Source organism: Sulfurovum sp. TSL6, from assembly GCF_019972115.1.
Classification (GTDB): Bacteria; Campylobacterota; Campylobacteria; order Campylobacterales; family Sulfurovaceae; genus Sulfurovum.
Genome location: NZ_BPFJ01000002.1, coordinates 586777 through 608858, shown reverse-complemented (window position 1 = coordinate 608858; position 22082 = coordinate 586777). Strand labels below are relative to the sequence as shown.

General features: G+C 39.1%; 22 protein-coding genes, 3 tRNA genes and 1 riboswitch. Of the genes, 17 read left to right on the top strand and 8 right to left on the bottom strand.

All coding sequences use genetic code 11. The annotated features are described in order from the left end of the window. The first annotated feature begins 15 nt into the window (after positions 1 to 15). From pstB to LDM93_RS08015, 5 genes are all read left to right on the top strand, one after another. On the top strand, positions 16 to 807 hold the full coding sequence (pstB, locus tag LDM93_RS08035; protein ID WP_223891869.1) for a phosphate ABC transporter ATP-binding protein PstB: 792 nt from the start codon (positions 16 to 18) through the stop codon (positions 805 to 807). A gap of 111 nt (positions 808 to 918) precedes the next feature. Then, positions 919 to 1584 (top strand): PhoU domain-containing protein, encoded by a 666-nt coding sequence (locus tag LDM93_RS08030; protein WP_223891868.1) that lies wholly within the window; start codon positions 919 to 921, stop codon positions 1582 to 1584. A 34-nt stretch (positions 1585 to 1618) separates the two neighbouring features. Further along, complete coding sequence (locus LDM93_RS08025; protein ID WP_223891866.1) at positions 1619 to 2305, top strand: response regulator transcription factor; 687 nt, start codon at positions 1619 to 1621, stop codon at positions 2303 to 2305. Between the two features lie 129 nt (positions 2306 to 2434). Next, entirely contained in the window at positions 2435 to 4219 is a 1785-nt protein-coding gene (recQ, locus tag LDM93_RS08020; RefSeq protein ID WP_223891864.1) for a DNA helicase RecQ, read from the top strand. Next, positions 4206 to 4772, top strand: coding sequence for a ribonuclease HII (locus tag LDM93_RS08015; RefSeq protein WP_223891862.1), 567 nt, complete (start codon positions 4206 to 4208; stop codon positions 4770 to 4772). The genes recQ and LDM93_RS08015 overlap by 14 nt, the downstream gene beginning before the upstream one ends. Here LDM93_RS08015 and LDM93_RS08010 read toward each other — a convergent pair. From LDM93_RS08010 to LDM93_RS07990, 5 genes are read right to left on the bottom strand one after another with little or no spacing between them, the layout of a single operon-like run. Continuing rightward, complete coding sequence (locus LDM93_RS08010; RefSeq protein WP_223891861.1) at positions 4761 to 6095, bottom strand: hypothetical protein; 1335 nt, start codon at positions 6093 to 6095, stop codon at positions 4761 to 4763. The genes LDM93_RS08015 and LDM93_RS08010 overlap by 12 nt on opposite strands. Further along, on the bottom strand, positions 6095 to 7174 hold the full coding sequence (aroC, locus tag LDM93_RS08005) for a chorismate synthase (protein WP_223891856.1): 1080 nt from the start codon (positions 7172 to 7174) through the stop codon (positions 6095 to 6097). The genes LDM93_RS08010 and aroC overlap by 1 nt, the downstream gene beginning before the upstream one ends. Next, positions 7171 to 7842 carry a ribonuclease III gene (rnc, locus tag LDM93_RS08000; protein WP_223891854.1) on the bottom strand — a complete coding sequence of 224 codons (672 nt, stop codon included), beginning with the start codon at positions 7840 to 7842 and terminating at the stop codon, positions 7171 to 7173. Before rnc ends, aroC begins: the two co-directional genes overlap by 4 nt. Before the next feature lie 9 nt (positions 7843 to 7851). Next, positions 7852 to 8295 (bottom strand): ribonuclease HI, encoded by a 444-nt coding sequence (gene rnhA / locus LDM93_RS07995; RefSeq protein WP_223891852.1) that lies wholly within the window; start codon positions 8293 to 8295, stop codon positions 7852 to 7854. Next, positions 8255 to 9298, bottom strand: coding sequence for a lipopolysaccharide assembly protein LapB (locus tag LDM93_RS07990; protein ID WP_223891850.1), 1044 nt, complete (start codon positions 9296 to 9298; stop codon positions 8255 to 8257). The genes rnhA and LDM93_RS07990 overlap by 41 nt, the downstream gene beginning before the upstream one ends. Positions 9299 to 9408: 110 nt before the next feature. Between LDM93_RS07990 and dnaG the strand changes: the two genes are divergently transcribed. The 4 genes from dnaG (at position 9409) to LDM93_RS07970 (ending at position 13826) form a co-directional block, all read left to right on the top strand. Beyond that, positions 9409 to 11067, top strand: coding sequence for a DNA primase (dnaG, locus tag LDM93_RS07985; protein ID WP_223891848.1), 1659 nt, complete (start codon positions 9409 to 9411; stop codon positions 11065 to 11067). Between the two features lie 70 nt (positions 11068 to 11137). Beyond that, on the top strand, positions 11138 to 11419 hold the full coding sequence (locus tag LDM93_RS07980; RefSeq protein ID WP_223891845.1) for a peptidylprolyl isomerase: 282 nt from the start codon (positions 11138 to 11140) through the stop codon (positions 11417 to 11419). A 62-nt stretch (positions 11420 to 11481) separates the two neighbouring features. Then, positions 11482 to 11557 (top strand) — tRNA-Ala (locus tag LDM93_RS07975). A 189-nt stretch (positions 11558 to 11746) separates the two neighbouring features. Next, a riboswitch (cyclic di-GMP riboswitch) is annotated at positions 11747 to 11844 on the top strand. A gap of 41 nt (positions 11845 to 11885) precedes the next feature. Beyond that, positions 11886 to 13826: a bifunctional diguanylate cyclase/phosphodiesterase gene (locus tag LDM93_RS07970; protein ID WP_223891843.1), complete on the top strand. Its 1941-nt coding sequence runs from the start codon at positions 11886 to 11888 to the stop codon at positions 13824 to 13826. 39 nt (positions 13827 to 13865) lie between these two features. Here the strand turns inward: LDM93_RS07970 and LDM93_RS07965 are convergent, their stop codons facing one another. The 3 genes from LDM93_RS07965 to LDM93_RS07955 form a co-directional block, all read right to left on the bottom strand. Then, positions 13866 to 14162, bottom strand: coding sequence for a hypothetical protein (locus LDM93_RS07965; RefSeq protein ID WP_223891841.1), 297 nt, complete (start codon positions 14160 to 14162; stop codon positions 13866 to 13868). 74 nt (positions 14163 to 14236) lie between these two features. Then, positions 14237 to 14311: transfer RNA gene (locus tag LDM93_RS07960), tRNA-Glu, on the bottom strand. 30 nt (positions 14312 to 14341) lie between these two features. Further along, positions 14342 to 14416: transfer RNA gene (locus LDM93_RS07955), tRNA-Glu, on the bottom strand. A gap of 89 nt (positions 14417 to 14505) precedes the next feature. Between LDM93_RS07955 and LDM93_RS07950 the strand changes: the two genes are divergently transcribed. The 8 genes from LDM93_RS07950 (at position 14506) to LDM93_RS07915 (ending at position 22081) form a co-directional block, all read left to right on the top strand. After that, entirely contained in the window at positions 14506 to 14994 is a 489-nt protein-coding gene (locus LDM93_RS07950; RefSeq protein ID WP_223891839.1) for a hypothetical protein, read from the top strand. A 9-nt stretch (positions 14995 to 15003) separates the two neighbouring features. Continuing rightward, complete coding sequence (gene nfo / locus LDM93_RS07945; protein WP_223891838.1) at positions 15004 to 15897, top strand: deoxyribonuclease IV; 894 nt, start codon at positions 15004 to 15006, stop codon at positions 15895 to 15897. A 32-nt stretch (positions 15898 to 15929) separates the two neighbouring features. Further along, positions 15930 to 17084, top strand: coding sequence for an OmpP1/FadL family transporter (locus LDM93_RS07940; RefSeq protein ID WP_223891837.1), 1155 nt, complete (start codon positions 15930 to 15932; stop codon positions 17082 to 17084). A gap of 1 nt (position 17085) precedes the next feature. After that, a complete protein-coding gene (locus LDM93_RS07935; protein WP_223891836.1) occupies positions 17086 to 18630 on the top strand; it encodes a long-chain-fatty-acid--CoA ligase in 1545 nt (514 codons plus the stop codon). Between the two features lie 38 nt (positions 18631 to 18668). Further along, positions 18669 to 19793 carry an N-acetylglucosamine-6-phosphate deacetylase gene (nagA, locus tag LDM93_RS07930; protein ID WP_223891835.1) on the top strand — a complete coding sequence of 375 codons (1125 nt, stop codon included), beginning with the start codon at positions 18669 to 18671 and terminating at the stop codon, positions 19791 to 19793. 4 nt (positions 19794 to 19797) lie between these two features. Next, positions 19798 to 20268, top strand: a complete 471-nt coding sequence (locus tag LDM93_RS07925; protein WP_223891834.1) for a PTS glucose transporter subunit IIA — start codon at positions 19798 to 19800, stop codon at positions 20266 to 20268. A gap of 141 nt (positions 20269 to 20409) precedes the next feature. Next, a complete protein-coding gene (locus LDM93_RS07920) occupies positions 20410 to 21042 on the top strand; it encodes a response regulator transcription factor (protein ID WP_223891833.1) in 633 nt (210 codons plus the stop codon). Then, positions 21029 to 22081 (top strand): HAMP domain-containing sensor histidine kinase, encoded by a 1053-nt coding sequence (locus LDM93_RS07915; protein ID WP_223891831.1) that lies wholly within the window; start codon positions 21029 to 21031, stop codon positions 22079 to 22081. Before LDM93_RS07920 ends, LDM93_RS07915 begins: the two co-directional genes overlap by 14 nt. The last annotated feature ends 1 nt before the right edge of the window (position 22082 follow it).

The following is a 22082-nucleotide window of genomic DNA, read 5'->3' as shown; positions in this document are numbered from 1 at the left end:
AGGTCAGAAAATAACATGGCAGAAAATAACATTATAATGGATATTAAAGATTTTTATTTTACCTATGCAGGTGTGGATGAACCTTCATTAAAGAAGATCGATCTTCCTATAGAGAAAAATAAAATTACAGCGATGATCGGTCCTAGTGGTTGTGGTAAATCCACACTTTTACGTGCCATGAACCGTATCCATGATCTCTACCCTGGAAACAGCTATGAAGGTGAGATCAATCTTTATGGCGGTAATGATGAAAAACAAAATATCTTGGATCTTAAAAAAGAGAATGATTTCATCAAGTTGCGTCAACAAGTGGGGATGATCTTTCAAAAACCCACACCGTTTCCTATGAGTATCTTTGATAATGTGGCCTATGGATTGAGACTGTCAGGGGTAAAAGATAAGACTGAAATAGCGGGGCGTGTAGAAAAAGCCCTTAAAGATGCAGCTATTTGGAAAGAGACACAAGACAGACTGAACAAAAGTGCACTTGGACTCAGTGGAGGGCAACAGCAGAGGCTATGTATCGCGAGGGCGGTAGCACTTAAGCCGGAGGTTTTACTTTTTGATGAGCCAACCTCTGCACTTGACCCCATCTCAACAGGGGCGATAGAAGAGTTGATCTCGGAGCTTAAGAAAGATGTCTCCGTGGTGATCGTGACACACAATATGCAACAAGCCAGTCGCTTAAGTGATTATACGGCGTTTATGTATCTGGGCGATCTGATAGAGTATGACAAAACAGATAAGATCTTTTTGAACCCTTCAGAGAAGTTGACAGAAGATTACATCACAGGTAGATTTGGATAAATCTATTTGCCAGAGGCAAACTTTTACGAGAAATCATTTAGTGATTTCCTGTATCAGTCTGTTGGAGTAGAAGTGAGCAAAAAGAAAAAAGATTTGGATAAAGGATAAAATATGTTACCAGGATATCAAGAGGCAAGACTTTCTGTAAGAGCTGATGTGCTTAGTGTACTAGAAGGGCTTGCAACAGCAAATAAAGAGGGACTTGAAGCACTTCAGGCTACAGATGCAGTGAAGTTGGATGAAGCGAGAAGCAGACTGAAAGATATTAGTCAAGAGACAGAGAAAATAGACAATGATATCGTACTGATCTTTGCAAAATATACACCCGAAGCAAGAGATCTAAGAGAACTGGTCTCTTATCTTAAAATTACTTCAGCTCTGAACCGTATTCATGCAAATATCAATAATTATCTTAAAAATATGCAAAGTATGCTCCTGGAAAAAAATGAAAAGATGATACAACTGATCCAAGATTCATTAAGAATTAACCGTTGTACACTTAACTCTTTTGACTATACGGTTGAAATGTTGCAAACGTTTGATGATAATGACCACATAAAGGCATTAGCTGCGAGAATAGATGTGGAATACAGTAAAACAGATGATATCTATACGCTGCTTGAAAAAGATGTCATACAACAAATAGGTAGTGCGGATGGGTTTGCAGAAGAATATTTTAACCTTTTGAAATACATACGTAAAAACCTTAAGATCATAGACCGTTTAGAAAGTGTGTCACAGCGTGTGATATTTGCACGCATGGGCGGAAAACTCTAAATAGAAACTATGCAGTGTATGTTATAATACATGCATGCAAAATGAAAATATAGAAATAGTTATTATCGAAGATGAAGAAGATATCTTAGAACTTATAGAGTATCATTTGAGTAAAGAGGGGTATACTGTGACCGGCTTTCTTTCTACAGAAAATGTAGAGCAGTTTTTAGAAGAGGAAACCCCTTCTCTTATGCTTGTTGACCGTAATCTTCCTGGAATGGAGGGGAGTCATTTTGTAGCCTATCTTAGAGAAATAGGTTATGATATTCCTGTGATATTCCTTTCTGCCAAAGATAAAGAGTCTGAACTTGAAGAGGGATTTGAGGCAGGCGGTGATGACTATATGAGTAAACCTTTTTCGCCTAAAGAACTGACACTAAGAGTCAAAGCACTACTTAAGCGTTCCGGTGCTCTTCAAAAACAGCAATGTATCAAGTATAAATCACTTACGATAGATCTGGAAAAAAAAGATCTTACTATTGGCGGACAGATTGTCCCTCTTACCAACCTTGAGTTTAATTTGCTGCATACCTTTATGAAAAATATAGATAAAGCACTGACAAGAGATCTCCTTCGTGATGAGGTATGGGGATCTGATGGAGAAGGGGTCAATGACAATGCGGTAAATGTTGCTATTAACCGGCTTAAAAATAAAATCGATCCCAACAATGAGCAGAATTATTTCCATCCAGTATGGGGAGTAGGGTATAAGTTCTCTTAAAAACATGTACCCAAAGGGCATTTCCTCCCTTCGGTCACGGCACAATTTGAATGGTAACATTTTTTATAAAAACATGACAATTTGACATGTTTTTCCTCTCTTTGACCTTAGACACGCTACACTTCCAGTATGAATAAATTAGAAACCCTTGAACACTATTTCGGACACAGCGCGTTTAGACCTTTGCAGGAAGAGGTAGTGGATGCTATTTTGGCAAAGCAGGATGTCTTGATGATCCTTCCTACGGGTGGCGGGAAATCACTCTGTTACCAGCTTCCTACACTTCTGATGGAAGGCATTACTGTGGTGGTCTCTCCTTTGTTGGCACTGATGCATGACCAGGTAGTCGCTCTTAAGGAAAATGGCATTGCTGCAGAGATGCTCTCTTCTATGCAGAATCTTGAGGAGAGTCAAAAGATAGAAGCACGTCTGAGAGCCGGTGAGATAAAACTGCTTTATGTCGCACCCGAACGTCTTACCAATGCCTATTTCCTCAACTTGCTCCATCAACTTCCCATCAACTTTTTTGTGATCGATGAAGCACACTGTGTGAGTGAATGGGGGCATGAATTCAGAGAAAATTATAGACGTCTCTCTTTACTCAAAGAGCAGTTTGCAACCACACCTATAGCAGCATTTACTGCAACCGCAACACATGCAGTTGAGAGTGACATCGCCAGCAATCTGGGATTACAGGATCCTAAACGTGTGAGAGGGTCACTCTTCCGTGACAATTTGACCATTAATGCAAGACACCGTATCAAAGATGGTCGGGCACAGTTGATGGAGTTTTTGAAGCTTCATACAGATGAGTCTGGTATCATCTATACACTTTCAAGAAAGTCTACAGAAGCGGTAGCACACTTTTTGCAAAGCAAAGGTATCGAAGCCAAAGCGTATCATGCTGGACTTCCTACTGAAGAAAAGAACCGTACGTATGCCGATTTTGTGGCCGACAGGGTACAGATAGTGGTTGCGACCATTGCTTTTGGTATGGGGATAGACAAGAGTAACATCCGTTTTGTGGTACATATGACCATGCCAAAGACATTGGAAAACTATTATCAGGAGATAGGACGCGCTGGTAGAGATGGATTAGCCTCTGAGACACTCTTGCTCTTTTCGGCGCAGGATATCGTGCAGCAAAAAATGTTTATAGAAGACCTGCCGGAGACACCTTACAAACAACACGCATTCAACAAGCTTGACAGTATGGTCCGTTTTGCCAATTCTGAGAATTGCAGGCATCAGAGTATTGCTGCTTATTTTGATGACCGCATGGAAACGTGTGGAGACAAATGTGACAACTGTACGGCACCTGAAAGTGAAAAGATAGACATTACCACAGCTGCACGTATGTTGCTCTCGACTATCTTACGTACGGATCAGAATTTTGGTTTACATTACGTGATAGATGTATTGAAAGGGAGTAAAGAGCAGAGAGTACTGCAAAATGGGCATGATACGCTTTCTGTCTATGGTATAGGAGATGAGTACAGTAAATCGCAATGGTTGACAATAGGTGACAAGTTGTTGGAATTGAATGCGGTGGAGATAGGTGAATTCAAAGTCTATCGGTTGACAGCTTTTGGTATAGAAGTGATCAAAGGTGCACATCAGATTGAACTCAAAAAAGAGAGGCTGACTGTACAAAAAGCGGCGACGAAAAAGAAAGTAACCTATTTTGATGATTATAATGTAGAAGTGTATGATAGGCTTCGTGACTTACGTACACAGATCGCTTCGGAAAAAGGTATTCCTCCTTATATCGTTTTTTCAGACAAGACTTTAAAAGACTTGAGTATGAAGGTCCCGCAAGATAAAGAAGCCATGCTGGAAGTACACGGAATTGGGGAAGTGAAATTTGAACGTTACGGGAAAGAGTTTTTGACTCTTTTAAATGATGCACAGTAAACCATTATGCGGCATAGATGAAGCAGGCCGTGGTCCTTTGGCTGGTTCATTGGTGATAGCGGGGGTGGTGTTGAAAAAACCTATTGAGGGGTTGATGGATTCAAAGAAGCTGACAGAGAAAAAGCGTGAAGCACTTTATCCGATGGTGATCGAAAATTCAGCGTATCACATCGTCTCTTTTTCAGCCAAAGAGGTCGATGAAATGGGTATCTCTCAATGTTTACAGGCAGGTTTACAAAGTATACAGAAGCATTTGTCTGGTGTTGAGTATCTTTTTGACGGAAACAGCACTTTCGGTGTTGAAAATATTAGCACGATGGTCAAAGCAGATACGAAAGTAGCTGAAGTGAGTGCCGCTAGTATCTTGGCGAAAGTCACGCATGACAGAGAGATGATAGAGATGGCAAAAAAATATCCAGAATACGGCTTTGAGAAACATAAAGGGTACGGGACCAAAGCCCACATTGAGGCTTTACTCAAATATGACCGGTGTGAAATGCATCGTAAAACGTTTAGAGTGAAAGGTTTGGATGACCCGGTATTAAAATTCTAAAAGTTTGCCGTTTATCTTGACGGAACCATCCATAATGTTGATATGATAGATCCTTTGACCCTCTGATCTTTTCGGTCTATACATCATATATCCTATCATGAATTCTGGATCTTCTTTGAGCATAGTAAGCATCTCGTTCGAAAAGGATAGGTGTAAATCCCCATCTATTTGTTGTAGGACATGTTTTGGTTTCATGCCTAAACGGTAAATATCCAAAGATTCATCTAGTTGCAATGTAGCCTTCAGGGTAAATCCATACATCTCTTTCCCATGAAGTGTGACTTTCTTAACAGAAAGCATGGGGATTGCAAGATGCATCTTATTTGAAGCGAGTGCCTCTAACTGTGCACCTAACTCTTTTTCTTTATTTGGATCTGTTTTTTGTAGTTTCTCCGACGTATCTACATCAATGTTACTTATATTCATATCCATGTGTAATGTATGCATCGCAAATTTTTCTTTTTCAAAGAGGAGTTCAAGATTTTTTATCTTTGCTTTGAGCGTTTCTGTAGCCAGACCATCTTTTACAGTGGATGTTGAGTGTAGAACCATTGTATCTGCAAGGAGGGTACCTTCAGCTTCCTCATCGATCTCTATTTTCTTTATGCTGTAGTCTGTCATATAATCATAAGCCGTTGTTCCTGTAAGTTCATAATGGCTTTGATACCCGGAGATCGTTCTGTTTAGCGCATCACTCATATAGAGGTGAAGTGTCTCAAATCTCTGCATATATTTAACGATTTTTTCTTTTTTGATATCTCCTGAAAAGTGCAGTCCCTGGAGTATGAGTTTAACTTCTTTCTCTCCTTCTATTCGTTCGTTAATATCTTTCACATACCCTTTGAAGGTAGTAGTACTATGGACGATATCGACATGCATAAGGAATATTTTTTTCTTGATCATATCTTTGAGCTGTGCTAAGACTTTTTTGTCATTTTCAGTAGTGAAGGCTGTAGATAAATAGGTTGGCAGGGTAAGCGGATATACTTCCAAAGCGATCATATCTTTTAAGTATGTCACATCAGTACCTATCTGTATACCTTTGAGCTCTTTTGTTTCTTCAACAGTAAGCCGAATCCCCTTTTGAGCTAAAAACAGAGCAGCTTTTTGGGGATCATTGATTTGGATCACAAAGTGTTCAGTATCTTTTTTAATCTGTCTGTCCGAGACGGTAAATCCATTTGTTTGTATATCCGTGAGCTGCAGATTGAGAGCTTTTTGTAATGTGTTTAGGTTTTGAACGTTTTCCGTATGATTAAAATAATAGAGTACGGTAACAATGATCAGTACAAGTAATCCAAAACCTAATTTTTTCCGGCCCATTAATACTCTTTGTAAATAGCAGTGAGGTGGTCCATCTTTTTGCCCATATTCAACAGGGTCATATCAGCGAGTGTCAGTGCCATCATGGCTTCACATACCACAGCACCTCTAATAGCCACACAAGGGTCATGTCTTCCTTTGAGGTTACATTTGACCTCTTCATCATGCGTTGTGATGGTCTGTTGCTCTTGAAAGATAGAGGGTGTCGGTTTGAAGTGTGTCTTCACAACGATCGTATCCCCATTGGAGATACCTCCGAGCATACCGCCTGAGTGGTTGGAAGTAAAACCGTCCAAGGTAATTTCGTCATTATTCTCACTCCCTTTTAGGTGGGTACTGGCAACACCATCTCCTATCTCTACTGCTTTGGCTGCATTGATACCCATCATGGCTTCTGCAAGTATGGCATCGAGTTTGTAGTAGAGTGGCTCACCCAGTCCTATGGGTACACCTGTGGCAGTCGTAAGTACCACACCGCCTACAGAGTCATGGTTCTCTTTCGCTGCGAGGATCGCAGCTTCCTGTGCCGCTTCTTGTGCAGGGTCAAGGGCGTACATCTTGGAACTTTTTGCATATTCAAAATCCTGTACAGATCCTTTGATACCATCGACTTCACAGAGACCGCTCTGTATAGAAACACCCAACTCTTTAAGCATCAGTTTCGCGATGGCACCGCCTGCCACACGTGCAGCAGTTTCTCTGGCCGAACTTCTTCCACCGCCACGGTAATCTCTTAACCCATATTTGTGAAAGTAGGTAAAGTCTGCATGTCCGGGACGGAAGAGGTCTTTGACATTCTCATAATCTTTGGATTTTTGATTGGTGTTGAAGATGATCATAGCGATAGGGGTACCTGTACTCACACCTTCAAATGTACCAGAAAGGATATCCACTTTATCTGCTTCTTTACGCCCTGTCTCCAATTTGGATTTACCGGGTTTTCTTCTGTCCAGTTCACTTTGTATAAATGCCTCATCTATCTTCAGCCCGGCAGGTACACCGTCAAGTATGCAGCCAAGGGCCTTACCGTGAGATTCGCCAAACGTCGTGAGGGTGAGTTTTTTTCCAAAGGTATTCATGCTTTTAATTCCTTTAATGCAAGTTCGGCTGCTTTTTGTTGTGCCTCTTTTTTACTTTTACCTTTTGCTGTCGCAATGGTCTTGTCATCGAGTGTCACTGCAATGACAAACTCTTTTTTATGGTCTGGACCCGAAGAGTCCAAAAGCGTATAGTTGGGTGTGACTCCGTGGGTTGCCTGTGTGAGTTCCTGTAAAGCAGTTTTGTAATCTTTTGAGAGAGAGTCAAGGTCTATTTTTGGATGACACTCTTCTAAGAGTTTGATAGATATCTCTTTGGCCGTAGTTAAACCGGCTTCAAGGTAAATAGCCCCGATGATCGCTTCAAAGGCATTAGAAAGTAATGAGGGTTTGTTGCGACCATTGTTGTTCTCTTCTGCCAATGAAAGGTAGATATAGGAACCAAGGTCCAGTTTCCTTGCTAAAAGTGTAAAACCGCTTTCATTGACAAGTGAAGCACGGATCTTTGAAAGTATCCCTTCATTTGAATTGGGGAACTTGCTGAAAAGATACTCTCCTACAATGAGGTCCAGTACGGCATCTCCCAAAAATTCAAGCCGCTCATTATTGTAAGGCTTTTTGTAACTTTTATGTGTCAAAGCCTCAATAATCAATTGCTTGTTTTTAAATGTATAGTTCAGTCGTGCTTCCAGTTGACTGTAATCATTCATAAATTTCTCCTATAGTGTTAATTTTATTCTTTCTGCTTCGTTACGGGCCAGTTCATCGCAACGTTCATTTTCCGGATGACCATTGTGTCCTCTGACCCATGTGCCACGTACATTGTGAGGACTCGATACTTCAATATACTCTTTCCATAAGTCTACATTCTTTACCTTGGAAAAGTTCTTGCGCACCCAGCCTTCTAACCATTCATTGATGGCTTTGACCACATAAGAACTGTCAGAGATGATCTCTACATCACAAGGTTCTTTAAGAAGCTTTAGCCCCTCTATCACCCCTCGAAGTTCCATTCGGTTGTTGGTGGTATGGGAATCTCCGCCAAAGTACTCTTTACGGGCCCCCTTAAATTCCAAGATGCCTCCATAGCCACCAGGGCCAGGATTTCCCAGACTAGAACCATCAGAGTAAAGAGTAATCTGTTTTCGGACTTGATTTTGCAATTTTTTCCTCAACTTTAACAGAATTTATCGCCATACAATTTGGACAGCGTTTGAAAGAAACAGGGAAACTCTGTTTACATTTTTGACAGAGATAAGAGAAAACCAAATCTCCCTCTTCAAAGCCATTTTGTTTTGCTGTTGCTAACATATCTATACTAAAAATACCACTTTGGGTTGCAGGTTCTTGCAGATAACCTTTCGCATAGTAAAGTGTTTGCAACTGTTTATTTGACGTGATTATATCCAAATCGAGTTGTGAATTCGGTAAGAACCAAAGGATGTCAAGAAGCTCTTTGATACGTTCAGGATCAATGCTCTCCCAGGCACTTTTGGTATCAAGCTGTAAAAGCGCTTTGATGATGTGTCTATAGAGACTTGGTTCTTCTTTTAATATCTGTTTGAGTTTCTGTACTTTATCAGGTATGGATAAGGTTTTATTTGCAAGGAGTTCTGAAAAATCCAGGAATTTTTCAAGTGACCTTGTCTCTTCTCCTAACATATTCAGAGGCCCTAAGACCTCTTTGGCTTTATCATATTTTTGCATGATCTCATATACGATCCCCAGTTCATAAAGGGCTTGGACATTACGAGGTTTCTTGCGTAAAACTTCTGTGTAAATGGACTGGGATCGTTCCAGAAATCCTGCATGAAGATAGGTGCTCCCCAGACGTTCCATCAGCTCTATTTTCCCTGGGTCATGGGTAATATTTTTAATAAGGAACAGATAAATACTAATGGCTTTGTGGTACTCTCCGGCATTTTCAAATGCTTTTGCCAGAATGGTAAGTGGTTTAAGCATATGAGGTTCGAAAGGCATGTCCGCTGTTTCCAAAGCACATTCGGCAGTGTCAAATTTTTCTAAGAACTTAAGTAGGTTCCCTTCTTCTTTTTGCTGCTTATGCAGTCCCCATCCATAGGTAACGAGTGCAATGATAAGAGAGATCACAACAATAAGCATAATGCTGAAAAGAGGGTCATTATACGCAGGTAATATATGTTCCAAAATAATCCTTAAAAGATACAAAGCAATGGGGAAAAGGTTAAAATAACCTGTTACATGCGCTTTACTCTGTTTACGTCCTTAAATTATATCTAATTAGATATAATTTTAGAATGATAGATAATGCCTCGATAGAATCTTTAAAAAACAGTATTGACATTGTAGATGTGATAGGTAGCTTTATAGAGTTACGTAAAGCCGGAGCAAACTACAAAGCGAACTGTCCTTTTCATGGAGAAAAAACCCCTTCTTTTGTTGTCAGTCCAAGTAAACAGATATATCACTGTTTTGGTTGTGGCGTAGGGGGAGACAGCATTAAATTTGTGATGGAGTTAGAAAAACTTTCCTACCCTGAAGCGATAGAAAAGCTTGCTTCTATGAATAACTTTTCGTTGACCTATACCAAAGGAAGTTCGGATTATTCTGATGCAAAACGTGTACTTGAGGCCGTAGGTCAGTGGTATGTGAAAAATCTTAATCATAATGAAACAGCGATGAAGTATCTCCTTGACAGAGGCATATCCCAAAATTCCATCGAAACGTTTGAGATAGGCTATGTGCCAAGCGGACAAGAAGTGATGCAGTTTCTGCAAAGGGCTTTACTCCCTTTGCCCAAGGCAGCAGAAGCAGGGATCATCGCACAAAATGAAAGTGGTAATGGCTATTATGCACGTTTGGTGGAAAGGATCACTTTTCCTATCTATTCTACAAGCGGTTCTTTGGTAGGTTTTGGCGGCAGGACCATTACGAACCATCCTGCAAAGTACATCAATTCTCCCCAAACAAAACTGTTTAATAAGTCGAGACTCCTTTATGGGTATCACTTGGCAAAAGAGAGCATCTATAAGAACAAAAAGATCATTGTTTGTGAAGGGTATTTGGATGTCGTGATGTTCCATCAGGCAGGCTTTAAAGAAGCGGTCGCAGGGATGGGAACGGCACTGACACCGGAACATTTGCCTCTGCTGCGTAAAGGAGATCCAAAAGTGATCTTGGCCTATGACGGTGACAAAGCAGGTATATCAGCAGCACTGAAAGCGGCTCAGATGTTGTCAGTGGGAGGTTTTGATGGCGGGGTTGTACTCTTTCCTGATGGACAAGACCCTGCAGACCTTATAGCCAAAGGCCAGAGTGAAACCGTAGCGAAGTTGCTTCGTGAAGCTAAACCGTTGATCCCTTTTGTGCTGGAGATGATCGTTTCACTATATAATTTAAATGATCCTAGAGCCAAAGAAGCCGCTTTTGGCGCCGTGAAACAGTATCTTGAGACGCTCAGCCAGATCATCAAAGATGCATACATTCCTATGGCAGCGACATTGGTGGGTGTAGCCCCTTCCCTTTTTGGTAAAGAGACCAATGTCGCCAGAGCCAGAGAAAGTTTTACGCAAAAAAGAGATGATGTAGCACAATTAAGCATACTGAAGACCCTCATTGAAAATCCTAATCTTATCGATAATGTTCTCAGTGTGATGGATATCAATATGTTGGGTGGTTATGCAGAACTATTTACAGCACTCATCAATGGAGAGACCGAACATCCTGGTTTGGTAGGGATCAGTGTAGATGACAGTCTGGAAGTCATGAATGAAGAAGAACTCAACAGTGTACTGCGTAATTTTCTCATAAAACATTATGATCTGAAGTTAAAAAGTATCGCAAGTTCACAACAGATACCGTTTGAAAAAAAGAGTTTTCTCATACGTAAGATTAGAACAGATATCATACCCAGATTGAAAAAGGGCGAATTGGTTGCTTTTGAAGCAGGGATATGATTTTTTACTTGACATCAAGGAAAAATAGTATATAAACGTTGCAGATTAAATCAACAGTAAGGAAAGTACAATGGCAACAGCATCAGCAAGACACATATTGGTAAACGATGAAGCACTCTGTAAGGAACTCAAAGAAAAGATCAATGCAGGTGAGATCAGCTTTGAAGAAGCAGCGAAGCAGAACTCTACTTGTCCATCAGGAGCAAGAGGAGGAGAACTGGGAAGATTTGGCCAAGGTCAAATGGTACCGGAGTTCGATAAAGTGGTGTTCAACGATGAGGTAGGTGTCGTGCATGGTCCAGTGAAAACACAATTTGGTTACCATCTGCTTGAAATAACAGAACGTTCATAAAAAGTCTACAAGATAGGTAAATTATATCTATCTTGTGCTAGAATCTTATTTTTCACATCAATGGGGCATTAGCTCAGCTGGGAGAGCGCTTCGCTGGCAGCGAAGAGGTCATCGGTTCGATCCCGTTATGCTCCACCAAACTTCGTTTAAATCATTCATGACACTTTTAGAACATAGAGAACATAGATAAATATGCTAAAATAGATTCTATAATTATTGGTTGTATCGTTTTTAACACTACAAAAGTAACATATTTAAATATAATTAATTATTTTTTAAAATTATACATATTTATTTAATATAAATGATTTATAATGCAAGATACTTTTCGTAAAATGCTACACCTGTCGTGAGACGGGGCCAGAAAGCCATGGGTCTTGGATATACTATATATACAGTCAATAAAAGATCGCCAGGTCACACAAACAGTACAACTATTTTCTTAAGAACTATTTTAAGGTATGACATGCTCGACAATATGAACTTCTATGATTTTATGCAGAAACAGATACTTGTAGTGATTACATTATTTGCCGGCACTGGAATGGGGTATCTTTATATAGGATGGCTCTATTCTTCTTCTTTGCTTCCTGAATTTTTATGGTTTTCTCTTGTAGTGTTACTCTCTTTTTGGGGATATCGATTACATAGAACCTTTGCTGATAATGATCTTAATATACAGCAAAAAGAAAAGTGGCTTGGGCAACTGAGGTATTTTTTATTTAGCTATTTCTCTATTTGGACAGTGATGTTCCTGATATATACATCACGCAGTGATATAGAGTTACATTATGTGGCCATTGCAACCCAATTGGGTTGCGCTGTTGTCTCTGCAACCATTTTGGCTTCACAGAAAAAGCTGGCTGTGTTTACTTTGGGCACACTTATGCTGCCTTTGACTATGTATTTTATCTTGGTCGGTGAGTTCTACAGCTATCTATTGGCTTTTTTTACGATTGTTCTAAGTGGTGTTTTGTTATATGCTGCACACAATACTTTTAATTATCTGATCAAAAGTCAGTACCAGGCCTATCATGACCCTTTAACTTTACTTGGAAATAGACGCTATTTTATCGAACTTCTCAATGATGCTATGAAAAGCCAAAAACAGGACCATAAACATATCTATTTGATATTGATCGATCTTGATCATTTTAAGACCATTAATGATACTTTAGGCCATGATATTGGGGATGTGTTACTCTGTCAAGTAGCCAAGCGTATGCTCACTCTTTGTAAAGAGCATCAAAATTTTGTATCCCGTCTTGGCGGAGATGAGTTTTGTATTCTCAGTACTTCCTATGCTACGGAGAAAGAGTGTTTTCATCATGCATCACAGTTTGCGGAGAAGTTACTGGCATTGATCAGAGAAAGCTACCATATAGAAGAGCACTCTTTATATATTAGTGCCAGTATCGGTGTGAGTATTATCAGTGATCCCAAAATGGAAGCCAGCACCTTCATCAAAGAAGCAGATATCGCCATGTATGAGGCTAAAGGAAAAGGAAGAAACGGCATTATCTTCTTCAATGATACACTTTCAAAAGATGTCGAATGGAAACTTGAAATAGAACGTTTATTACATTTCTCACTTCAAAATAACGAAATATCATTGACCTACCAGCCACAGTATAATCCTGAGAATGAAATAATCGGTTGCGAAGTCCTTTCACGTTGGGACAACGAAACATTAGGAGAGGTCAGTCCTACTGAATTTATACCGATCTCTGAAAAAACGGGATTCATTATAGAGTTGGGATATTATATATTAGAAGAAGCTTTTCTCACATTTAAAAAGTGGGAAGAGAAGGGTATTGCGTTACAACAGATGTCTATTAACGTCAGTATGCGACAACTTTTTCATTATAATTTTATTCACGATGTGAAACAGCTTTGTGACATCTATCTTACAAAGGAACAACGATCAAAAATAGTCTTTGAAATTACAGAGACTTCCGTTGCGGATGATATAACAAAACTGATCGAAAACATGAGGATCCTTCAAAATTACGGTATTCGTTTTTCAATGGATGATTTTGGAACAGGATATTCCTCTTTAAGTTATCTTCGACAGTTGCCTATCAATGAAATCAAGATAGACAAGTCTTTCATCTCTGAATTACATCATCTTGAAGATAATGAAGACAAATGTTTCATTGAAACGATCTTTACTATAGCTAAAAACCTCAATTTAAAAATTGTTGCAGAAGGGATTGAGAATGAGGAACAGCGCAAGTTTATTGTTGATCAAAAATGCGATATTTTACAGGGTTATTATTTTTCAGGACCTTTGCAAGATGATGCATTTGAAAAACGCTTCTTGGAAGCTGAACATACAGAGGAGCTAAAATCCTCTGACTATTTCAAAGAAGCAACATATGCTTTTTCTTTATCCAACTCAAAATAGTAGCGTATGATTTTAGGGAGTTCTTTTTTGACTTTCGTTCTATTTTCCTCTGTTTTTTAATACTTTGAATATAAAGGCATCAGGAAAGGTTTTTTGGTAAGAGGGTAAAAGTCTTTGTAGTGTTGTTTTGTCTTCTGTCTGGATAGAAGAAGCAATATGTAGGTCCCCTTTTTTTTCTACTTCAACGGTTCTTCTCAGTGCAGGAGGGAGTTTTTTTAACTCTTGTTTCAGGGAATCAACATTATGATATGCCGCAATACGGACAGTATAAGAGACAGAGGCGATACTTTGTAGAGGTAATATCAATAGTGTAGTGATAATAAGTAGACGAAACATTTAAAGGTCCATTTTTATTAGTATTATATCAGAGTTTTTATAAAATAAATTTTGTGGTAAATAAATGAAGTAATTGGTGACCCCAAGGAGACTCGAACTCCTGTAACATGGATGAAAACCATGGATCCTAACCGCTAGACGATGGGGCCACAAATATTGAAAAGGTTACAAGTTATAAATGGTGACCCCAAGGAGACTCGAACTCCTGTAACATGGATGAAAACCATGGATCCTAACCGCTAGACGATGGGGCCATCTGTAACTTGTGGATGGCATTATATAGATAGGGTGCTTAAAAATCTCTTAAGATACTGTATAATTTGGCTAAAATAAGGAAAAAAAGATGAATTTTAAAAGAACTGTTTTGATTTTTATAATGGGTTTTCTTTTGAGTGCATGCGCCTCTAAAGAGTATGTGAAACAAAATTCTGCATACATCCTGTTTAAAACACCTACCTTCAAGTATGCAGATATGGGGTTCATTTATGAGAATGAAGAAGAGATGAAAATAGAGATTTACGGTAGTGGACAGGCACTCATCTCTCTAGAAATATCTGAGACCTCAGTGTGCATGAGTGTGTTAGAATGTATGGGTAAAAGTGCTTTCAACAAAGAAGTCTTAAGTGGACTGTACCCAGAGAGTATACTGGAAAATATATTTAGAGGGAGACCGATATTTTCTAGTACTGGGTTAGAAAAAATGGGTGACGGGTTTACACAAAGAATTATAAAAAAAGACAAATATAATATCGAGTACACGGTTTTAAACAAGCAGATTATTTTCCATGATACAATCAACTCTATACTTATACAAGTCAAAAAACAATACTAAGGTTAGAAAATGACAAAATTTGTCGGAGCACATGTAAGTGCAAGCGGAGGTGTAGATAATGCGCCACTTAATGCTATGGCTATAGGGGCTAAAGCATTTGCACTTTTTACGAAAAATCAAAGACAGTGGGTAGCAAAACCTTTAGAAACAAAAACAATAGACGCATTTCATGAAAATCTTGAAAAATCCGGTATCTTACCAAAACACATTTTACCGCATGACTCTTACCTCATAAATCTGGGACACCCTGAGGTAGAAAAGCTTGAGAAATCAAGAGACGCCTTTATAGATGAGTTAGAACGTTGTCGCATTTTAGGGCTTGACAGACTTAACTTTCACCCTGGTTCTCATTTGACAAAGATCCCTAAAAAAGACCCAGAATATATGGATAAGCTTATGCAGGCCGAATTGGGATGTTTGGATGTTATAGCAGATTCACTGAATAGAGCCATAGAAGCTACACAGGATTCCAATGTCAAACTGGTCATAGAAAATACAGCAGGACAGGGATCTAACCTTGGTTATAAATTTGAGCATTTGGCACATATCATAGATAAGGTAGAAGATAAAAGCAGGGTAGGTGTGTGTATTGATACCTGTCATATGTTTACGGCAGGATATGATATCCGTACCAGGGAAACCTATGATGAAACATGGAACAGTTTTGATAAAGTAGTAGGAAGAGAGTACTTGATGGGAATGCATATTAATGACTCTAAACCAAAGTTAGGTTCAAGAGTTGACCGACATGATTCACTAGGCCAGGGAGAGATCGGATGGGACGCTTTTAACTTCATTATGAATGACTCGCGTATGGATGATATACCACTTGTCTTGGAAACCATTGATGAGTCGATCTGGGCACAGGAGATCAGTGCACTGTATGCTTTAATGGAAGATTAAATTTGAAATAGAGGGGAAAAAGGATGGGGAGAATGATAAAAGGGTTGGCACTCAGTGCAATAGCAAGTTCGGTTGTCATGGCGGGAGGATACAAGATACCGGAGCAATCACTGAACTCGATGGCACTGGGAGCCGCTTATGTAGCGCATACGACAGGTGCTGATACAGCATATTATAACCCTGCAAATATGGTTTTTATAGATGAAGGTAAAAGTTATGTAGAGGGTGGCATCACTTTAGCACATCTCCCATCAAATGTCTTTAGCAGTGCACCTGAATATTCAGGTGAATCAGAAGTAGAAAACATATTGATCCCCTATTTTCATTATATTGCTCCTGCGATGGGGAATTTTAGATGGGGTGTCAGTTTAACTGTACCCGGAGGATTAACAAAAAGATGGGAGACACCTTTCCAAAAAGCTTTTGCCGAAGAGTTTACGCTTAAAGTAGTAGAGTTTAACCCTTCTCTATCTTATAGGATCAGGGATGATTTTAGTATCGGAGGGGGTCTCCGATTGGTATACAGTGAAGGAGTCATTAAAAATGACAGTGCAGTAGCTACGACAGATATGGAGGGTGATACGGTAGGGCTTGGCTATAATTTAGCTATGACATATAAACCGACATCAGAGATGAATTTTGCTGTAACCTATCGCTCTAGTATCGACCTTGATGAAGAAGGTACGGCAACACTTTACTCTGGAGATACTTTGTTATATGATGGTGATGCCAGTGTATCTGTGCCTTTGCCTGCAGCACTTAATGTGGCGATTTCTAAAACGTGGCAAGATACATTTACACTGGAATTGCTTTACGAAAGAACCTATTGGTCTCAGTATGAGACCTTAAAGTTCGAAGGGGTTCCTTTACCTGAGGCACCCAAGAACTGGAAAGATACGGATACTTTTAGAGTGGGTGCAACCATCAAAATGGATAACAAGATCACAGCGATGATGGGTTTTGCAATCGATGAAACACCCGTACCTGAAAACACTATAGGATTTGAACTCCCTGATAGTGACGCTAAGATCTTTTCTATGGGGTTTCGGTATCAGCAGAGAGAAGACCTCTCATGGGGTGCTGCATTCTTATATGATAGTAAAGAATCACGAACTATCAATGGTTTTGGTACATTTCATGAAGGTGGGGCATTCTTGACGACTATCGGCATAGCGTACGAGTATTAAGATGGACTATAAGTTTAATAACTTTTATGAACTTATCACCTTTCAGGCAAAAAAGCGTAAGAAAAAAGTGGCGCTTTTTGTGGATAATGAGAAGATTACCTATGGAGATATTTTACTAGCAGCAGATAAACTGGCTGCTTTTCTTGCTAACAAAGGTGTAAAAAAAGGTGATAAAGTCGCATTTTTTTTACGAAACTCTCCTGAGTTCATCTATACGATCTTTGCCGCTTCAAAACTAGGGGTTATGGTTGTACCTATCAATACATTTTTGAAAGAGGATGAACTTAGCTATATTTTAGAAGACAGTGGCTCTTCAGTACTTATTGCCTCCGCTATCCATGAGAAGGTTGTCAACAGCAGTAAGGCAAGTACATTATGTCAATTTGTTCTATGGGAAGGTGACAAGAGCGCTCAGGGAGAGCAGTATTACTCTTTTGATGAAGCGTTAAACACAGAGTTATCTGTAGCACATACCGATACTGCATTGGAAGATACAGCTGTGATCATTTATACTTCAGGTACAACAGGCAAACCTAAAGGGGCGATGTTAAGCCATAAGAATATTTTTTCAAACGCAAGTTCTGGTATGAAGCATATTAAGTTGACACCTAGAGATAGAGGGATCGTATTTCTTCCAATGTTCCACTCTTTTACATTTACGATCGCTGTTATGCTTCCACTATATGTAGGCATGAGTATCGTGATCATCAAATCGATACAGCCTTTTTCAAATATCTTTAAACAGACACTGTTAAAACGGGTGACACTCTTTTTTGGTATTCCTGATGTCTATAATGCATTAGCCAAAGCAAAACTTCCATGGTATTTTATGTGGTTCAACAACATACGGGCATTTATTTCCGGTGCAGCAGCACTACAGCCTAAAACACTTGATGCTATGGCAAAAAAATTTAAACGGGCAACATTACTGGAAGGGTACGGACTTAGCGAAGCAAGCCCTGCGGTCAGTATGAATACATTAAAAAAACAAAAAGCGGGATCTGTAGGTACAGCACTCTATGGCTATGAGATAAAGATCGTAGATCAAGAGTTGAATGAGGTACATCGTGGAGCTATAGGAGATATTATCGTAAAAGGTGATAATGTAATGAAAGGCTATTTGAATCATCCCACTGCAACCGATGAGACGATCATTAACGGGTGGCTACTTACGGGTGATGTAGGGTATATGGATGATGACGGGTTTTTGTTTATCGTTGATAGAAAAAAAGATCTCATTATTTCAAAAGGTATCAATATTTATCCTCGTGAAATAGAGGAAGTGATAGATGTGTTCGAGGGGGTAAGTGCTTCAGCTGTAATAGGCATAGATGATAAGAATAGCGGAGAAGTTCCTGTTGCTTATATAGAACTTGAAGAGGGTGTAGAGACACTTGATGAAGCAGATTTGAAAAAATATCTGAGAGAACACCTTGCAAATTATAAAATACCCAAACAAATACATGTCATTCAAGAACTCCCTAAAAATGCTACGGGTAAAGTACTTAAAAGAACACTCAAAGTAAGTCTTAGGACTGATGTGTGATCAGGGTACAACAAAATAAGGTGAGGTAAAAGAACAAAATGAAAGCTATCCTCAATGCAAAGATATTTAGTGATGATAAGATCATTGAAGATAAAGTACTTTTATTTGATCATAAGATTGTCAATATCGTAAAGGAGAGTGATCTTACAGATATTGAAACGATCGATGCCAAAGGTGCTTACGTCAGTGCAGGGTTTATTGATCTGCATATACATGGCAGTGGCGGTGCAGATGTGATGGATGCCACACCTGATGCTTTGGAGACGATCTCTTCAACGCTTCTTCAAACAGGGACCACTTCTTTTTTGGCCACGACAATGACCATGTCAAGTGGGGCTATTGACAAGGCTTTACAAAATATACAACTGCATGCGGAGAAGGTCAGTGGTGCGAATGTGCTTGGCATTCATCTTGAAGGTCCTTTTATCAATGCAGATAAACACGGTGCACAAGATAAAGCTTATGTCCAATCCCCGAATATGGCACTGATAGAAAACTATTTAAACGAAGTAAAAATGATCACACTGGCACCTGAAATAGCGGGTGCAGAAGATTTTGTAAAACGATTGACAAAAGAGTATCCTCATGTCATTTTGAGTATTGGGCATTCTGATGCAAGTTACGAAGAGAGTCAAGAGAGTTTTGTCTGGGGTATCTCACATGCAACCCATCTCTTTAATGCCATGAACCCTTATCATCATAGAAAACCTGGCATCGTAGGTGCAGTCTTTGACGCTGATGTGACTTGTGATATTATCGCAGATCTTGTGCATACACACCCGACTACGCTTGAACTGGTACAGAAAGTCAAAAAAGAGAAGCTTATACTTATCACTGACGCTATGCGGGCAGGATGTATGAAATGCGGAACCTATGATTTGGGTGGCAGAAGTGTTGAGGTAGATGAAGGCAAGGCAGTATTAGAAAACGGTACGCTTGCAGGTTCTGTACTGAAGATGAATGATGCATTGTCAAATATGAGAGTACATACATCTATGACTCTTCCTGAGATTGTCAATGCTGTGACAAAAATACCTGCACGTAAACTGGGGATTCCTAAAGGTGAACTACAAGCAGGGTATGATGCGGATATAGTCATCTTTGATGAAAATTTTAGTATCATATCAACCATATTGAATGGTGAAGTAAAGTATAGAAGGTAAATAGATGTTCGGATTTTTAAAACGCAAAGTAAGAGAGATCAAGTCACCTGTAGATGGACAGGTCGTAGCACTTGAAAGTGTGAAGGATGACGTGTTTTCACAAAAACTTGTAGGCGATGGTGTAGCGATCATCCCTATGTCAGATGTGTTTACAGCACCTATAGATGGAAAGATCACAAAAATATTTTCTACAAACCATGCATATAGTATTAAGAGTTCAAAAGATCTAGAGGTGATGGTTCACATTGGTTTAGAGACTGTGGCACTTGAGGGAAAAGGTTTTGAACGTCTTGCAAATGAAGGCGATGAGGTCAAAGCGGGAGATCCGGTAATTCGTGCTGACCTATCGTACATTCGTGAACATGCCAAGGATGTCATTACCCCTGTGATCATTTCTGATGAAAGTGATGTGAAAAGTATCGACAAACGGTTGAATATCGTCAAAAGCCAAGATATCATCATGGAGGTCAACTAATGCCAGTCAGTGACAATATTTATTATTATGTAATCTATGGTTTGATCTTGGTCGCATTTGTCATTGTGCTCAAAATGCCTAAAAAAAAGAAATAATCTCTTATAATATTTTCTTAATATTACTGTTGTATACTTTAATATTATGAGAATACTACTACTTGAAGATGACCAGATTTTATGTGATAGCCTAAAAGAGTTCTTGGAACTTGAAGGTTATAAGGTAGATGTGGCACATCGTGGACCTGAAGTATTTGACCTCACCTTTACCCATAAGTATGACCTGTACATTTTAGATGTGAATGTACCTGAAGTCGATGGTTTTGATGTGCTCTCAGCACTGAAAGAGGCAGGAGATGAAACACCCGCTATTTACATCACAGCCCTTACAGACATCAATTCTATTTCCAAAGGTTTTGCCATAGGGGCGGAAGACTATATCAAAAAACCTTTTGATCCCGAAGAACTACTGATACGCATTAAACGAAAATATCAAAATGATGATGAACTGCTTTATCTGAATGATATTGTTTATAATCCGGTGACAAGAGTGTTAAAAAAAGGAGAACAGACGATAGGATTGGGAGATGTACAGCAAAATATTTTTCATGCACTTATCACAGCACAAAATAAAATTGTAGACAGTTATACACTGATGGACTTTTTAGAACAGCCTACAGCAAATGCGTTGCGCGTAAATCTTGCAAAATTAAAGAACAAATTGGGCATAGAGATCAAGAATATACGTGGGAAGGGGTATATGATTGAAAAGGTATGAACGGGAGTCATTTCTCAAAAGTTTTTTGATATTCCTGGTACTATTAGAAGTATTACTGGCGATTAATTTTTGGAATGAATATCAAATTAAAAAAGTAGAGATAGAAGATAAAATCCACATAGAGATGAAACTATGTGCCTTTACCCTGCAGTGCGAAGGTCTTACTACAGACTTTGTGGATAAGGATGAAACGAAAGAGGAAAATATACTCTATCAGGATGGTGGTTTTTATAGTTATTTCAAGGTGCCGACATCAGATAAGTATTTGATGAAAGTCATGTATTCAAAAGAAAATTATCTGTTGAGGGTGGAAAAGTTAGCGAATAAACTGTATAGAAAGTTTGGGTTCTTCTCCATTTTTGCTGCATTTGTCTCTCTTCTTTTCTCCATCTATTCGCTTATGCCGTTGCAAAAAGCGCTTCGTCTTAATGAAGAATTTGTCAAAGATATCCTCCATGATTTTAATACACCTATCAGTTCTATGCTTATCAACTTAAAACTCTTTAAAAGAGAGATAGGGGATAATCAAAAAATACAGAGACTTGAAAATAACATTCAAAGTATACTCTCTTTGCAGGAAAATCTGCGTATTTTTCTTAAAGGGGTCCCTGCACAATCAGAAAGGTTTTCGTTAAAGGAGTTGGTACACAGCCGTATACACTATTTTGAAGTACTCTACCCTGACGTGACATATAACATGGATATAGATAAAATGACGTTAGTGACAAATAAAGATGCATTTACCCGTATTGTGGATAACCTCTTAAGCAATGCAGGCAAATATAATATTGAAAATGGTGAGGTGAATATTGTATTGCAAGGGAGTAATTTAACGATACAAGACACGGGTAAGGGTATCAAACATCCTTCAAAAGTGTTTGATAGATATTATAAAGAACAAGACAGAGGGATAGGGATAGGGTTGCATATTGTGAAAAAACTTTGTGATGAATTAACAATTCCCGTTCATATACAAAGTAAACAGAATGAGGGGACACAGATCGAATTAAATCTTTCACGAGTTATTGCTGCTACATAGT